Genomic DNA, 13,450 nt, shown 5'->3' with positions numbered 1-13,450 from the left:
AGTAGACCTGTCTAGACTGCCGAATGGTCGGGACGGTGCGGTCCCGGTCGCGCAAGGCCGCCTCCCGGGAGGGCTGGGCACATGATCTCGTCGACGCTGACGCTGACGCGGACCGCTCGCGAGCACGGCTACGCGGTGCCGGCGGTGAACATCCTCGACGACCTGAGCCTGCGCGCGGTGGTCGCCGCCGCGGTCGCCGCGAGCTCACCGATGATCATCCAGGTCTCCGTCAAGACCGTCCGCTCCATCGGCACGGACCTGGTCACGACGATGTTCCGGCACGCCGCCGCGGACGTCCCGGTCCCCGTCGCGCTGCACCTCGACCACTGCCCCGACCGGGCCGTCATCTCCGACGTGATCCGCGCCGGGTGGTCCTCGGTCCTGTTCGACGCGTCGGACCGCGACCTGGAGACCGCGGAGCGCGAGACCGCCGAGGTGGTCGCGGAGGCGCACGCGGCGGGGGTCGACGTCGAGTCGGAGATCGAGAACATCATCGGCGTCGAGGACGGCGTCGGCTCCGACGTCAGCCTCCACTCCTACGACGTCGCGACCCTGGCCGCGGTCGCCGAGCGGACCGGGGTCGACCTGCTGGCCCCCCAGCTGGGCACCGCGCACGGCGAGTACAAGGCCCAGCCGGTCCTGCTCCCGGAGCGCGTCCGCGAGCTGGCCGCACTCACGGACCGCTCGATTGTCCTGCACGGCGGGACGGGCCTGTCGGCGGAGGACTTCGCGACGTTCATCGCCGCGGGCGTCTCCAAGATCAACATCTCGACGGGCGTGAAGGTCGCGTACATGCGCTCGGCCGAGACCCACCTGGCCGACGCCCGCGCCCGCGACAGGTGGGACCCGCCGTCGATGTTCCGGGACATCTCCGCTGCGGTGCAGGCTGCGATCGCGGTGCACATCGAGGAGTTCGGCGCGGCCGGGAGGGTGACCTCATGAGCCCCACGCTGATCTTCGACTGCGACGGCGTCCTCGCCGACACCGAGCGCGACGGGCACCTGCCCGCGTTCAACCAGACGTTCGCCGAGGCCGGCCTGCCGATCCACTGGAGCGAGGAGGAGTACGGCAACCTGCTCGCGATCGGTGGCGGCAAGGAGCGCCTCGCGACCGTGCTCACGCCCGTGTTCGTCGAGACCGCCCACCTGCCCACCGACCCCGACGAGCAGCGCGACCTGGTCGCCCGCTGGCACAAGGCCAAGACCGCGCACTACACGGCGATGGTGGCCGACGGCGTGCTACCCGGCCGGCCGGGAATCGCCCGGATCGTGGCGGAGGCGTCCGCGGCGGGCTGGGGGCTCGCGGTCGCGTCGACGTCGGCCGAGGCGTCCGTCCGCGCGGTGCTCGAGCACGCCGTCGGTGCCGAGCTCGCCGCGCAGTTCACGGTGTTCGCCGGGGACGTCGTGCCCGCCAAGAAGCCCGCCCCCGACATCTACCTGCTCGCGCTGCAGGAGCTCGGCGTCGGCGCGGACGAGGTCGTCGTCGTCGAGGACAGCGCCAACGGCCTGCGCGCCGCGCTCGGCGCCGGGCTGCGGACGGTCGTCACGGTGAGCAGCTACACCGCCGACGAGGACTTCACCGGGGCGTCGCTCGTCGTGAGCTCGCTCGGCGACCTCCCGGACGACCCCGCCACCGTGCTGGACAACCCCTTGGCCCTCGACATCGACGGGCAGGTCACCCTCTCGCACCTCGATCACGTCCGCACCGGGAGCCACAGTGTCCGATAGCCGCGTCGAGTCCGTCGTCCGCACCATCACCGAAGGCTGCATCGAGAACGAGAAGTACTTCGGGGACCTCGACTCCGTCGTCGGCGACGGCGACTTCGGGTTCTCGCTGGCGCGCGGGTTCGAGAACGTGCTGGCCCAGTGGGACACGTTCGACCGCTCCGACACCGGCACGTTCCTGCAGAAGGTCGCCGTCGTCATGTCGGGCCGCATCGGTGGGACGTCCGGACCGATCTGGGGCACCGCGTTCCTGCGGGCGGCCGGCCAGGTCAAGGGCAAGCAGGAGGTCACCGGGGACGACGTCGTCGCGATGCTGCGGGCCGCGATCGAGGGCATCAAGGCGCGCGGCGGAGCGGACCTCGGCGAGAAGACGCTGCTCGACGCCCTCGCGCCGATGACCGACACGATCGAGCGCGAGCTCGCGGCGGGGTCGGCACCCGCGGACATCGCCAAGGCCGCGGCCGCGAGCGCCCGGGACGCCGCCGAGGCGACCCGGCCCATGCAGGCGCGGCGCGGGCGGGCGTCGTACACCGGCGAGCGCAGCATCGGGTCGCTGGACCCCGGCGCCGTCGCGGTCGCCGTGCTGGCCGAACGCGTCGCCGACACCTGGTGACACACGAACGTCCGCGCTCCGGGGGGCGACGCGGCGGCAGGTCGACCGATCACGACGATGTGGAGGAATGACTGATGAAGAAGTTCGTCAACGACCCGTTGAACTTCGTCCCCGAGATGCTCAAGGGCATCGCCCTGGCCAACCCCGAGACCCTGCGGTACGTCCCCGAGTACAACCTGATCATGCGGGCCGACGCCCCCAGCCCCGACAAGGTGTCGATCATCCAGGGTTCCGGCTCGGGCCACGAGCCGGCCCACGTGATGGTGGTCGGCAAGGGGATGCTCGACGGCGCCTGTCCCGGTGACGTGTTCGCGGCACCGCCCATGGAGTACGTGCTGGAGAGCGCGAAGCTGCTGGCCTCGGACAAGGGCGTCCTGCTGCTCGTCAACAACTACACGGGCGACAAGATGGCGTTCGAGATGGCCGCCGAGCTCGCCGAGGCCGAGGGGCTGACGGTGCGGACGTTGTTCATCAACGACGACGTCGCGGTCAAGGACTCCACGTGGACCGTCGGCAGGCGCGGCGTCGCGGGGAACTTCTTCGTCATGAAGGCCGTCGGCGCCGCCGCGGAGAACGGGGCGTCGCTCGACGAGCTGGTCCGGATCGGCGAGAAGGTCAACTCTGTGACACGGACCATGGGCATCGCCCTGACGCCCTGCACGCCGCCCGCCAAGGGCTCCCCCCTGTTCGAGCTGGCCGACGACGAGATGGAGGTCGGCGTCGGCATCCACGGCGAGCCCGGCCGGCGTCGCGCCAAGCTCGTCAGCGCCGACGAGATCGTCGACGAGCTGCTCGGCGCCGTCGTCCCCGACCTGCCGTACTCGTCGGGCGACTCCGTGGCGCTCATGATCAACGGCCTCGGCGGCACTCCCATCAGCGAGCTCTACCTGCTGTACGGGCTGGCGCACGAGAAGCTCGCCGCACAGGGCATCACCGTCGGGCGCAGCTACGTGGGCGAGTACTGCACGTCGCTCGACATGGCGGGCGCGTCCCTCACGCTGGTCCAGCTCGACGACGAGATCACCGAGCTGCTGCTGGCCCCGGCCGAGATCGCGAACCGCGTGTTCTGACTCAGGAGCTCCGCGGCGTCCACGAGGCGACGAGCACGCACACGTCGTCCCGCACGTCGCCGGCGCGCACGAGCAGGCCCGTGACCAGGTCGCTCACCGACCCGTCGCCCAGCGCCCTCCCCGCGGTGGCCAGGGCGTGCAGCCCGTCGGGGAGCGGCCGGTCACGGCGCTCGACGAGCCCGTCCGTGTAGAGCACGAGCACGTCGTGCGGGTCGAGGACCGCGACGGCCTCCTCCCGGTCCACCCCCAGGCCGAGCGGCGTGGAGCGGCCCTCCCAGAGGAACTCGTGCGTGCCGTCGCCGCGGAACCGCAGCGGGGGCAGGTGCCCGGCGCACGCGTAGCGCACATGCCCGGTCACCAGGTCGACCTCGGCGTAGGCGAGGGTCGCCATGAAGCCCGCGCCGGTCTGGGTGACGAACCGGTCCAGCCGCGAGAGCAGCGCGGCCGGACCCACGTCCGGACCGGCGACCGCACGGACGGCGCTGCGCAGCTGCCCCATCGCCGTCGCGGCGTGCAGACCCCGGCCGACGACGTCGCCGACCGCCACCGCGAGCACGTCGTCGTCGACGAGGAACGCGTCGTACCAGTCGCCGCCGACCTCGAGCGCCTGCACGCCCGGCCGGTACTCCGTGGTCACGCTGAACCGGTCGTCGGGCGGCAGGTGGGTGGTGAGCAGCGCGTGCTGGAGCTCGTGCGCCACCGACGCCTTCTGGTCGAACATCCGCGCCCGCTCCAGCGCCAGCCCCGCCTGCTGGCCCACGGCCGTCAGGACCCCGACGTCGAACGGCTCGTCCCGCGGGGACAGCACGAGCGTGCCGGCCGGAGCGTCCGGCGCACCGAGAGCCACGACGACGACCCCGGCGAGGTGCTCCTCGACGGGCTGTGCGGGAACGCGCGGAGCGTCGTCCGCGCGCCGGGGTGCCGGCGCCCACGGCTCGTCCGGGACGTCCGTACCCTCGGGCGCCCGGTCGCCGGACGACGTGGCCCGACGGACCAGCGTGCCGTCCTCGGCCGCGAGCCAGACGGTCGCCACCGCAGCGCCGAGGTGGGTGACCGCCGTCTCCACGAGCGCCCGCGCGACCCCGTCCGTCCCGACGCCCCGCGACAGCGACGCGGTCGCCGCCTGCAGCGCGCGGAGCTGGTCGGCCGACCGGTCCGCCGCCGCGCGCGCGGCGAGCAGCTCACGTTCGTACCGCGACCGCTCGGTGGCCCGGGACAGCGCGACGTCGACGCACCGGGTGCCGTCCGCGGCGGCGTGCACGGCCGCCGACAGCAGCACGGGAACGCGGCCGTCCGGGCCGCGCAGCTCCACGGCGACCTCGTCGACCCGGCCCTGCATGTGCAGGAGCGGGGACAGGTGGGTCTCCCAGTAGATCCGCCCACCCACCGAGAGCAGGTCGCTGAGCCGCAGCCCCTGCGGGTCGCGGCCGACCCACTCCACGAGCACCCGGTTCGCGTCCAGGATCGTGCCGTCGCCGTCGAGCCGCAGCAGCGCGACCGGGGCGACGTCCCAGGCGTCGTCAGCGGGACGGGACACGGGCCAGGTACGCCGTGACGGCCTCGACCACCTGGTCGGGGGCGCTGAGGTTCGGGCAGTGCCCGACCGCGTCCAGGAGCACCAGCTCGCTGCCGGCGAGGTGCTCGTGCACGTACCGGCCGACCTCCGGGGGTGCGATGACGTCCTCCCGGCACTGCAGCACCAGGGCCGGGGTCGTGACACCCGCGAGGTCCGCACGGTTGTCCGCCAGGAACGTGGTCCGGGCGAACCGCCGGGCGATCGCGGGATCCGTGCGGCAGAACGAGTTGGTCAGCTCCTCGCCGAGCTCGGGCCGGTCCGCGTTGCCCATGATCACCGGTGCGATGAACGCGGACCAGCCCAGGTAGTTGTCGTCCATCGTCTCGAGGAGCTCGTCGATCTCCGCCGCGCTGAACCCACCCCGGTACCCGTCGTCGTCGACGTACCGCGGGCTGGGTCCGACGAGCACGAGCCGGTCGAACAGCTCCGGCCGACGGGCCGCCGCGAGGACGCCGATCATCGCGCTCACCGAGTGGCCCACGAACACCGCCGGACCGAGGCCCAGGGCGTCCAGGACCTCCACGACGTCGTCCGCGTACCCGTCCAGCGACCCGTACCGCTGCGGGTCGTACGCACCCAGGTCCGAGCCGCCCGCGCCGACGTGGTCGAACAGGACCACCCGGTGGGTCGCCTCGAACGCGGGCGCCACGAACCGCCACATGCTCTGGTCGCACCCGAACCCGTGGGCGAACACCATCGCCGGTGCGCCCGGCGCCCCGGAGAGCACGACGTTGTTCCTGGCGAGCACGCTCATAGGTGGAGCCTAGGCTGCGGCGGTCGGCGAACCGTTCGTCGAGGGTGCGGCAGCGGACGGGACGACCACCGTCGACTGGTCCGTCAGCTGGTGCACGATCTGCGTCAGGTCCAGCCCGGTCGTCGACTTGATCAGCTCCTGGAGCTGCAGGAAGTTCCCCGCGACGGCCTTGGGCAGCGCGGACGCACCGTCGGTCGAGACGACCGTGAGCGTGTCGATGTTCGCCATGGGTGCCGCGAGCTGCTTCGCGATCTCGGGCAGGGTCTCCAGCAGACGGTCGAACACGGCCGCCTGGTTGAACTCCTTGTACGCCTCGGCACGCTGCTGCAGCGCCTCGGCCTCGGCCTTGCCGCGCGCGAGGACCGCCGCCGCCTCGGCCGCACCCTCGAGCTCGGTGGCGCGGGCCTGGGCCGAGCGCAGCGCCAGCTCACCGGCACCGCGGAGCTCGTTCTCCGCCTTGGACGCCTCGGCCGCCTTGACCGCGGTGACGCGCTGCGCCTCGGCCTGCTGCTCCAGGCGGTACCGCTCCGCGTCGGCCGGGCGGCGCACGGTGGTGTCCAGCTGGCGCTCGGTCAGCGCGGCCTGCCGCTCCGCGACGAGCTCCTCCTGCTGGAGGATCTCCTGCTGGCGAGCGGCCGCCTCGAGCGGTCCGGCCGACGCCGACAGGGCCTTCGCCCGGTCCGTCTCGGCGAGGATCTCCGCCTGCCGCAGGTCGAGCGCCCGCTGGTAGTTGGCGACCTCGGTCTCGGCGTGGATCCGCTTCTCCTCGGACAGCCGGCGGGCCTCCGCCTCGGCGATCTCGGCCTCACGGCGGATCGCGGCGGCCGACGCGCGGCCCATGTCGAGGATGTACGTGCCGCCGCCGTGGTCGCCGACCTCCTGGATGGTGAACGCGTCCAGGCTCAGACCCTGCGCGCTCAGCGACCCGGTGACGGACTCGAGCACCTGCTGGGAGAACGACTCCCGGTCCCGGATGACCTGCTCCACGGTCAGGTTGCCGACGATGGCGCGCAGCGCACCCGAGAGCTGGTTCGTCGTGAAGCTGTCGATCTCCTCCTGCTGGCTGCCGAAGCGCTGGGCGGCCGCGCGGATGGAGACGTCCTCGTTGTGCACCTTGACGATCGCGACGCCGGAGACGGTGAGCGCGATGCCCTGCGACGACGGTGCGCCGTTGACCTCGACGGTGATCCGCCGGGACGACATGTCGAGCACCGACAGCTGCTGGACGAACGGCAGGACGAACACGCCACCACCGGTCACGACCTTCTGCCCGGACAGGTCGTTCGACGTCTTGCCCTTGCGGCCGGTGACGATGAACGCCTCGTTGGGCAGCGCCACGCGGTACCGCTTCGCGATCGCGAGACCGACGATCAGGACGACGAGGACGAGACCTGCGACGCCCGCGACGGGCAGCCAGGATTCGGGCACGGAGAGCTCCTAGAGAGTGCTAGAGAGGATTGTGCGAGGAGGTGGTCACGACCTTGACGACGCCGGGACCGAGGTTCGCGACGACCGTCACGCCCGCGCCCGTGGGCACGGGACCGTCCGCACGGGCCGCGAGCGCGGTGCTCTGACCTGCCACGACGAGCGAGATCTGGCCGAGGCCGTCGGACGGGATCGACGTCGTCACCGTCGCAGGCTGTCCGACGTAGTCGCCGCTGGTGATCTGGTGGGCGGTCGGGCCGTCCGTCAGCGCGCGCGTGGCGGCCCCGGCGCCGGCGCCGACGACCGCACCGGCCACGACACCACCGAGGGAGGCGAGCAGCACGCTCGCGTCGGTGGTCGCCAGCAGGAGCCCGCCGACGATGCCGAAGGTCGCGAGGAATGCCAGCACGACGGTCGAGGACAGGTACCCGCCGGTGACGTCGATCGCGTCGATGATGCCGTCGAGGAAGTCACCGAGCGTGACGGTGAGGACGAGGAGCAGCAGCGCCACCCCGGCGATCACCCAGAAGATCAGCATGCGTCGGTGTCCTCGGGGTCGGCGGCGAAAGGCGGCGCGTTGGTTATACCCCGCGCGGCGTGCTCCGTGGGGACGTTTCACGGGCCTGCGCAGGATGAGTTACGGAACTGCCGCTCAGGGGCGCTCGTAGCCCCGCAGGCTGTCGACGACGAGCTCGGGGACCGCGTCGTCGTCGCCGCCGTCGGACCGCTCCGGGAAGTCGAAGACCGCGAGCATCAGCTGCATCGGGTACGCGGGCGGCCGGGCGCAGCGGCGCACCACGACGCCGTCCACGAGGAACGTGGCCTGCTCCGCCGACCAGTCGACCGCGTAGGTGTGGAACGCCGCGATGTCGAGGGGCAGCCGGACCGCGGCGAAGTCCTCGTCGACCGCCGGGTCGCGGAACGCGTGCAGGCCCGTGCCGACGGCGGCCGAACCTGGCTCGACGGCGTCGCCGAACATCTCGGTCACGCAGATCTCCGCGCAGCGCTCGGGCTCGTCCTCGAGACCCACCATCCAGAACGCGACCATGGAGCGCGGCGTGACCACGGCGCGTGCCCGCAGCTCGATGTACCCCCCGCTCGGGGTCCAGCCCCAGAAGGTCTCCTGCTCCTCGCGGACGCGCACACCCTCGCGGTACGGCTGCTGGCCTCGGGTGCTGCCGACCGGACCGGAGAAGTTGCCGGACTGGATGCCGGACACGCGCATCGGCGGCACGTGGTCGTCCCCGCACCAGAGCCCCTGGTCGGGTGGGATGCGCAGGTGCAGGCACGAGTCGCGCAGCTCGTACGACGCGGCCGTCCGCGCGCGCGAGCTCCAGGCCGGCAGGTAGTGCGGGAGCCACACGGCAGGATCGAGGTCGGGGCCGTCGAAGTCGTCCTCGAACGTCAGCACCCATCCGTCGGGGTGGTCGGTCACGAACCCAGTCTCCGACACCACCGACCAGAAGGCAGCCCTCCATGACCGTGCCCCGCTGGGCGCTCGCGTCCGCCATCGCCGCACCCGTCGCCATGATCGGCGGCTGGACGCTGGCCGCCGCCCGGCAGCCGTCGTTCGACCCCGTGCAGGAGACGATCAGCGCGCTCGCGACCTCGACGGCGACGGACCCGTGGATCATGACGGCCGGCCTGGCGGTCACCGGGGTCGCGCACCTCGTCACGGCGGCCGGCCTGCGACCGGTGCCGCGACGGGCGCGCCTGCTGCACGCGATCGGTGGCGCCGCCACGCTCGCCGTCGCCGTCTTCCCGTCCGACGCCGCCCCGCAGGCCCACGGGATCGCGGCCGGGATCGGGTTCGGTGCGCTGGCGCTGTGGCCCGCGCTGGCGGCACGCCGCGGTGCGACCGGCATCCTGCGGCCGGCCGTCACCGTCGGCGCGTCGGTGGTGCTCACCGGGCTGCTCGGCTGGTTCGTCGTCGAGCTGCAGGGCGGCGGCGACCTGACCGGCCTGTCCGAGCGGGCCGTGGCCGGCGCCCAGGCGGTCTGGCCGCTGGTGGTCGTCGTCGCGCTGCGTCGGGCGTCGCGCTAGGCCAGGCGCTCGACCAGGACGTCGAACGCCGAGTCCCAGCCGTCGTAGACGTTCTCGTCGCCGGGCTGTCCGCTGTGCCCGTCCAGCCGGAACGTCATCCGCGTCTGCTCACCGAGGTCCTCGAGTGTCACGGTGATGAGGGGTGCGTCGGCCGACGTGTCGCCCGGGTCGGCCCACGTGAAGCTGAGCAGCTCGGGCTCGACCACCTCGCGGTAGACGCCGAAGGTGGGGTAGGTGCTGCCGTCCGGCGCCACCATCGTGTACGTGTAGGTGCCGCCCGGGCGGACGTCGAGCTCGACCGAGTCGCGCGGCGTGACGACACCCTCCGGGTGCCACCAGGCCGCGGCCTCGTCGGGGTCGGTCCACGCGTGCCAGACGGCCGCACGGGGTGCATCGAAGATGCGCGTGATGGTGAAGGTCTTCTGGTCGGTCTCGGTCATGGTGCTTCTCCTTGTCGCTCGCGGAGCTGCCGCAGCCGCTCGTCCAGCAGGTCGAACCGCTCGTCCCACAGGCGCCGGTGGCTGTCCACCCACGTCGCGACCTCGTCGAGCGGCTCGGTGCGCAGGACGCACGTGCGCCACTGCGCGGTCACGGTCCGCTCGATCAGACCGGCGTCCTCGAGCACCTTCAGGTGCTGCGAGATCGCCGACCGGCTCATGGCGAACGGTGCTGCCACGTCCCCGGCGGTCGAGGGGCCCTGCTGGAGGTGCGTGAGGATCGCGCGCCTCGTGGGGTCGGCGAGCGCGGCGAAGACCACGCTCAACGCGTCCCGAGCTGGCATTTCAGCAACTCCTTAATTAAGGAACACCTTCAACGTACGCCTGCTCGTGCGACCCGTCAACAGGTGTCGGTGGTCACGTCTACGGTCGCGGCATGGGAATCGTGCGCGTGAGCATCTCCGTCTCGCTCGACGGCTACAGCTCCGGTCCGGACGTCTCGGAGCAGGACCCGATGGGGGTCGGGGGTGAGCGCCTGCACCGCTGGCTCTTCCCCGCTGCCGGGGGCGCTGCGGACCCGGCCGACGCCGCCATCTCCGCGGACCTGTTCGCGCGGACCGGGGCGGTCGTGGTCGGACGCCGGACCTACGACATCGGGGTCGACCTGTGGGGCGACACCCCGTTCCCGGTGCCGACGTTCGTCGTCACGCACCGGGAGCACGAGCCGCGGCCGATGACGAGCGCGACGTTCACCTTCGTCACGGACGGCGTCGCGAGCGCCGTCGCGCAGGCCGTGGCGGCCGCCGGCGACAAGGACGTGCTGGTCATGGGCGGCGCCGAGGTCGTGCGGCAGGCCATCGGCGCGGGCCTGGTCGACGAGGTCACCCTCAACCTGGTGCCCGTGCTCCTGCACCGCGGCGCGCGCCTGCTCGACCTCGACAGCGACGAGCACACCGAGCTGGTCCGGACCGGGGTCGTCGCGACCGCCGAGGCCACGCACCTGACCTACCGCGTCGTGCGGTGACGCATGACGGGGTGACGCCTCGTGCGGTGACGCCTCGTGCGGTGACGCCTCGCGAGGTGACGCCTCGCGGGAGACGCTGACCCGCATGACCTCTCCCGCACGCACGGTCGGCCGGATCGCCCTCGGCGCGATGCTCCTGCTCGCCGGCACCAGTCACCTGACGTTCGCCCGCGAGGAGTTCGCCGCACAGGTGCCACCGTGGGTCCCGGTCGACACCGACACTGTCGTCGTCGGCTCGGGCCTGGTCGAGCTGGCGCTCGGCGGCGCGCTGGTGGCGCTGCCGAAGCACCGGGTCGCCGTCCGCTGGGTGGTCGCGGCGTTCTTCGTCGCGATCTTCCCCGGCAACGTCTCCCAGCTGGTCACCCGCACGGACGCGTTCGGGCTGGACTCGGACCGGGCGCGCGCGATCCGGCTGGTGTTCCAGCCGCTGCTCGTCGTCTGGGCGCTCTGGTCCACCGGTGCCTGGAAGGCGTGGCGGGAACGCCGCGTCAGCCGCGGCTGATCGCAGCCGCGATCCGCTCGGCGTCGATCCGCAGCTCGCGGAACATGCCGCTGATCGGGTTGGTGTAGCCGGTGAAGTAGAGCCCCGGCGCCGACCGTGAGGTCCGCGACCCGTGCACGCGTGGCAGGCCGCGCGCGTCGAGGACGTCGAGGTCGCCGACCAGCGGCTCGAGACCGCGGCGGTACCCGGTGGCCGTGACGACGACGTCCGGTGTGCACCGGGACCCGTCGGCCAGCACCACCGCACCGTCGTCGTCGAAGGACTCCACCGCCGCGACCGGCTCGACCAGCCCGGCCTGCACCGCGGCGATCAGGCCGACGTCCTGGAGCGGCACCGAGCCCTCCTTGACGCGGGAGTAGAGGCCGGTGGTCGGGCGCGGGAGGCCGTACCCCGACAGGTCCGGAACCTCGACGCGGGCGACGAGGGCCGCGATGCGGTCGACCACCGGGACAGGCAGGTGCCGCACGAGGATCCCGGTGCCCTGCGCGGGCCAGCCCAGGTTCGAGCGCCGCACGATGTGCGGTGCCGTGCGGATCGCGAGCCGCACCCGCGACGCGCCGCCCTCGGTGAGGTCGACGGCGATCTCCGACCCGGTGTTCCCCGCGCCGACGACGAGCACGTCCTTGCCGCGGTACGGCTCGGCGTTCCGGTACGCCGAGGCGTGCACGAGCTCACCCGGGAACGACTCGACGCCCGGCCAGGCCGGCGGGACGGGCGTGTGGTTGTATCCCGTCGCGACGACCACGGTCGTCCCGGTGAAGGACTCCCCCGACTCGGTCTCGACGACCCAGCGGCCGTACCCCGCGCGCGCGACGCGCTTGACGTGGACGCCCGTGCGGACGTCGATCCGGTGGTGCACCGCGTACATCTCGAGGTAGTTCACGACGTCCGCGCGGGCGACCCAGCGACCGAAGCGGCGCGGGATCGGCAGGCCCGGCAGGCTCGACCAGCGGCGTGTGGTGTGCAGGTGGAGCCGCTCGTAGTGCCGACGCCACGAGGCGCCGACGGCGTCGGAACGTTCCAGCACGACGACCGGCACCCCCCGGGTCCGCAACGAGGCGGCGACCGCGAGGCCGGCGGGACCGGCGCCGATGACGATGACGGGGGAGGTGCTCATGCCTCTTCCTATCGTCTTGTGGACGCTTGTCCAAGAGGGTCAGGTGCGTTCGAGCAGGGTGAGCACCTCGTAGTGCGTCGTCTGGGGGAACAGGTCGAGCACCTGCGCGCGCCGGGGACGCAGCGACGGCATGAGCGCGAGGTCGCGGGCGAGCGATGCCGCGTTGCAGCTGGAGTAGACGACGTGCCGCACGTCGGAGGCCTCCAACCAGCGGCTCAGCACCTCGCCGATCCCCCGCCGGGGCGGGTTGACGATCACCAGGTCCGGGGCGGTGCCCGCGCCGAGCGCGAACCCGGTGGCGTCGCCCGCGGCGAACCGCACGCCCGACAGACCGAGGTCGGCCGCGCTCAGGGTCGCGCTCGCGATCGCCTCGACGCTCGTCTCGATGCCGACGACGTCCCGCCCGGGCGCGGCCACGTGCAGCGCGAAACCGCCGACGCCGCAGTACAGGTCCCACACGGTCCGGGGCGCCAGCTCCTCCACCCAGGACGCCGCGTGCCGGTACAGCGCGGCGGCGACCTCGGTGTTCGTCTGGAAGAAGCTCTGCGGGCGCAGGTGCAGGTCGATCCCGTTGACGCGCATCCGCAGCGTCTCGGTCGCCGTCAGCAGGATCTCGCGGTCGCCCTCGAGCACGGCCTTGTGGTCCGGCAGCAGGTTCACGGACACCACCCGCAGCTGCGGCAGCGCGTCGAGCAGCCAGGGCAGGCGCTTGCGGATCCGCGCCACCGGCTCCTGGGAGCGCAGCACGAAGCGGAGCAGGAGCTCACCCTCGGGGGACTGCGTGACCAGCAGGTTCTTCAGCTCGCCGGTGCGCGCCGGGACGTCGTACGGCGTGAGGTTCGCGCGCGTGACGAACTCCGCGAGCACGGGGAAGGAGGCAGCGAGCGACCCCGGGTACAGCCCGCAGCCCTGCAGGTCGACACCCTGGCCGCCGGCGTCGAGGATCCCGAGCGTGGGGTGCTCGACCGTGCCGCCGACCACCATCTTCGCCTTGTTGCGGTACCCCGACTCGGCGCCGGTGACCGGGGGCAGCCACACGAGGTCGTCACGCTCGCCCAGCAGCGTCGCGCAGTGTCGCTCCTTGTCGGCGACCTGCTCGCCGTGCGGGCGGCCCATCCAGGTGCAGGAGCGGCAGACCCCCGCGTCGAAGTAGGCACACCGCATG

At 72.7% G+C, this 13,450-nt stretch carries 16 protein-coding genes; 7 read left to right on the top strand and 9 right to left on the bottom strand.

The genetic code is table 11. From position 1 onward, the window contains the following. Window positions 1-81 precede the first annotated feature (81 nt). The 4 genes from CTE05_RS11645 to dhaK all read left to right on the top strand — a co-directional run bounded on the left by CTE05_RS11645 (window position 82) and on the right by dhaK (window position 3,407). On the top strand, window positions 82-942 hold the full coding sequence (locus tag CTE05_RS11645) for a class II fructose-bisphosphate aldolase (protein ID WP_146846302.1): 861 nt from the start codon (window positions 82-84) through the stop codon (window positions 940-942). Next, on the top strand, window positions 939-1,727 hold the full coding sequence (locus CTE05_RS11640; protein ID WP_146846301.1) for an HAD-IA family hydrolase: 789 nt from the start codon (window positions 939-941) through the stop codon (window positions 1,725-1,727). Before CTE05_RS11645 ends, CTE05_RS11640 begins: the two co-directional genes overlap by 4 nt. Continuing rightward, window positions 1,717-2,337: a dihydroxyacetone kinase subunit DhaL gene (gene dhaL / locus CTE05_RS11635; protein ID WP_146846300.1), complete on the top strand. Its 621-nt coding sequence runs from the start codon at window positions 1,717-1,719 to the stop codon at window positions 2,335-2,337. The genes CTE05_RS11640 and dhaL overlap by 11 nt, the downstream gene beginning before the upstream one ends. A gap of 74 nt (window positions 2,338-2,411) precedes the next feature. After that, on the top strand, window positions 2,412-3,407 hold the full coding sequence (gene dhaK, locus CTE05_RS11630; RefSeq protein WP_146846299.1) for a dihydroxyacetone kinase subunit DhaK: 996 nt from the start codon (window positions 2,412-2,414) through the stop codon (window positions 3,405-3,407). Window position 3,408: 1 nt separating this feature from the next. On the opposite strand, the gene CTE05_RS11625 is transcribed toward dhaK, so the two are convergent. From CTE05_RS11625 to CTE05_RS11605, 5 genes are all read right to left on the bottom strand, one after another. Then, window positions 3,409-4,944, bottom strand: a complete 1,536-nt coding sequence (locus tag CTE05_RS11625) for a SpoIIE family protein phosphatase (RefSeq protein ID WP_146846298.1) — start codon at window positions 4,942-4,944, stop codon at window positions 3,409-3,411. Next, window positions 4,928-5,737 (bottom strand): alpha/beta fold hydrolase, encoded by an 810-nt coding sequence (locus CTE05_RS11620; RefSeq protein WP_146846297.1) that lies wholly within the window; start codon window positions 5,735-5,737, stop codon window positions 4,928-4,930. Before CTE05_RS11620 ends, CTE05_RS11625 begins: the two co-directional genes overlap by 17 nt. A gap of 9 nt (window positions 5,738-5,746) precedes the next feature. Further along, window positions 5,747-7,165 carry a flotillin family protein gene (locus CTE05_RS11615; protein WP_222595469.1) on the bottom strand — a complete coding sequence of 473 codons (1,419 nt, stop codon included), beginning with the start codon at window positions 7,163-7,165 and terminating at the stop codon, window positions 5,747-5,749. A 19-nt stretch (window positions 7,166-7,184) separates the two neighbouring features. Beyond that, entirely contained in the window at window positions 7,185-7,700 is a 516-nt protein-coding gene (locus CTE05_RS11610) for an NfeD C-terminal domain-containing protein (protein WP_146846296.1), read from the bottom strand. A 114-nt stretch (window positions 7,701-7,814) separates the two neighbouring features. Then, entirely contained in the window at window positions 7,815-8,597 is a 783-nt protein-coding gene (locus CTE05_RS11605) for a glycoside hydrolase family 16 protein (RefSeq protein ID WP_246123553.1), read from the bottom strand. Window positions 8,598-8,638: 41 nt separating this feature from the next. Between CTE05_RS11605 and CTE05_RS11600 the strand changes: the two genes are divergently transcribed. After that, window positions 8,639-9,205, top strand: a complete 567-nt coding sequence (locus tag CTE05_RS11600) for a DUF998 domain-containing protein (RefSeq protein ID WP_146846295.1) — start codon at window positions 8,639-8,641, stop codon at window positions 9,203-9,205. Here CTE05_RS11600 and CTE05_RS11595 read toward each other — a convergent pair. Both CTE05_RS11595 and CTE05_RS11590 read right to left on the bottom strand, forming a co-directional pair. Further along, complete coding sequence (locus tag CTE05_RS11595) at window positions 9,202-9,645, bottom strand: SRPBCC family protein (protein ID WP_146846294.1); 444 nt, start codon at window positions 9,643-9,645, stop codon at window positions 9,202-9,204. The genes CTE05_RS11600 and CTE05_RS11595 overlap by 4 nt on opposite strands. Next, on the bottom strand, window positions 9,642-9,986 hold the full coding sequence (locus CTE05_RS11590) for an ArsR/SmtB family transcription factor (protein ID WP_146846293.1): 345 nt from the start codon (window positions 9,984-9,986) through the stop codon (window positions 9,642-9,644). Before CTE05_RS11590 ends, CTE05_RS11595 begins: the two co-directional genes overlap by 4 nt. Window positions 9,987-10,078: 92 nt before the next feature. Here CTE05_RS11590 and CTE05_RS11585 point away from each other — a divergent pair, with 92 nt between their 5' ends. After that, on the top strand, window positions 10,079-10,666 hold the full coding sequence (locus CTE05_RS11585) for a dihydrofolate reductase family protein (protein ID WP_146846292.1): 588 nt from the start codon (window positions 10,079-10,081) through the stop codon (window positions 10,664-10,666). A gap of 85 nt (window positions 10,667-10,751) precedes the next feature. Beyond that, window positions 10,752-11,168, top strand: coding sequence for a DoxX family protein (locus tag CTE05_RS11580; protein WP_146846291.1), 417 nt, complete (start codon window positions 10,752-10,754; stop codon window positions 11,166-11,168). Here CTE05_RS11580 and CTE05_RS11575 read toward each other — a convergent pair. After that, entirely contained in the window at window positions 11,155-12,285 is a 1,131-nt protein-coding gene (locus CTE05_RS11575; protein ID WP_146846290.1) for a flavin-containing monooxygenase, read from the bottom strand. The two genes, CTE05_RS11580 and CTE05_RS11575, sit on opposite strands and share 14 nt — an antisense overlap. A gap of 39 nt (window positions 12,286-12,324) precedes the next feature. Continuing rightward, window positions 12,325-13,449: a 23S rRNA (uracil(747)-C(5))-methyltransferase RlmC gene (gene rlmC, locus CTE05_RS11570; RefSeq protein WP_146846289.1), complete on the bottom strand. Its 1,125-nt coding sequence runs from the start codon at window positions 13,447-13,449 to the stop codon at window positions 12,325-12,327. Window position 13,450: the final 1 nt, after the last annotated feature.

This window comes from Cellulomonas terrae, assembly GCF_007990265.1.
In the GTDB taxonomy this organism is placed as follows: Bacteria; Actinomycetota; Actinomycetes; order Actinomycetales; family Cellulomonadaceae; genus Cellulomonas; species Cellulomonas terrae.
The sequence above is the reverse complement of the archived record's forward strand: the minus strand, read 5'-3'. Positions and strand labels throughout refer to the sequence as shown.

Excerpts from the sequence above, each read along its gene's own strand:
- CTE05_RS11645 (WP_146846302.1), top strand. The coding sequence starts at position 82 with ATGATCTCGTCGACGCTGACGCTGACGCGGACCGCTCGCGAGCACGGC.
- CTE05_RS11640 (WP_146846301.1), top strand. The coding sequence starts at position 939 with ATGAGCCCCACGCTGATCTTCGACTGCGACGGCGTCCTCGCCGACACC.
- dhaK (WP_146846299.1), top strand. The coding sequence starts at position 2,412 with ATGAAGAAGTTCGTCAACGACCCGTTGAACTTCGTCCCCGAGATGCTC.
- CTE05_RS11620 (WP_146846297.1), bottom strand. The coding sequence starts at position 5,737 with ATGAGCGTGCTCGCCAGGAACAACGTCGTGCTCTCCGGGGCGCCGGGC.
- CTE05_RS11610 (WP_146846296.1), bottom strand. The coding sequence starts at position 7,700 with ATGCTGATCTTCTGGGTGATCGCCGGGGTGGCGCTGCTGCTCCTCGTC.
- CTE05_RS11600 (WP_146846295.1), top strand. The coding sequence starts at position 8,639 with ATGACCGTGCCCCGCTGGGCGCTCGCGTCCGCCATCGCCGCACCCGTC.
- CTE05_RS11595 (WP_146846294.1), bottom strand. The coding sequence starts at position 9,645 with ATGACCGAGACCGACCAGAAGACCTTCACCATCACGCGCATCTTCGAT.
- CTE05_RS11590 (WP_146846293.1), bottom strand. The coding sequence starts at position 9,986 with ATGCCAGCTCGGGACGCGTTGAGCGTGGTCTTCGCCGCGCTCGCCGAC.
- CTE05_RS11585 (WP_146846292.1), top strand. The coding sequence starts at position 10,079 with ATGGGAATCGTGCGCGTGAGCATCTCCGTCTCGCTCGACGGCTACAGC.
- CTE05_RS11580 (WP_146846291.1), top strand. The coding sequence starts at position 10,752 with ATGACCTCTCCCGCACGCACGGTCGGCCGGATCGCCCTCGGCGCGATG.
- CTE05_RS11575 (WP_146846290.1), bottom strand. The coding sequence starts at position 12,285 with ATGAGCACCTCCCCCGTCATCGTCATCGGCGCCGGTCCCGCCGGCCTC.
- rlmC (WP_146846289.1), bottom strand. The coding sequence starts at position 13,449 with ATGCGGTGTGCCTACTTCGACGCGGGGGTCTGCCGCTCCTGCACCTGG.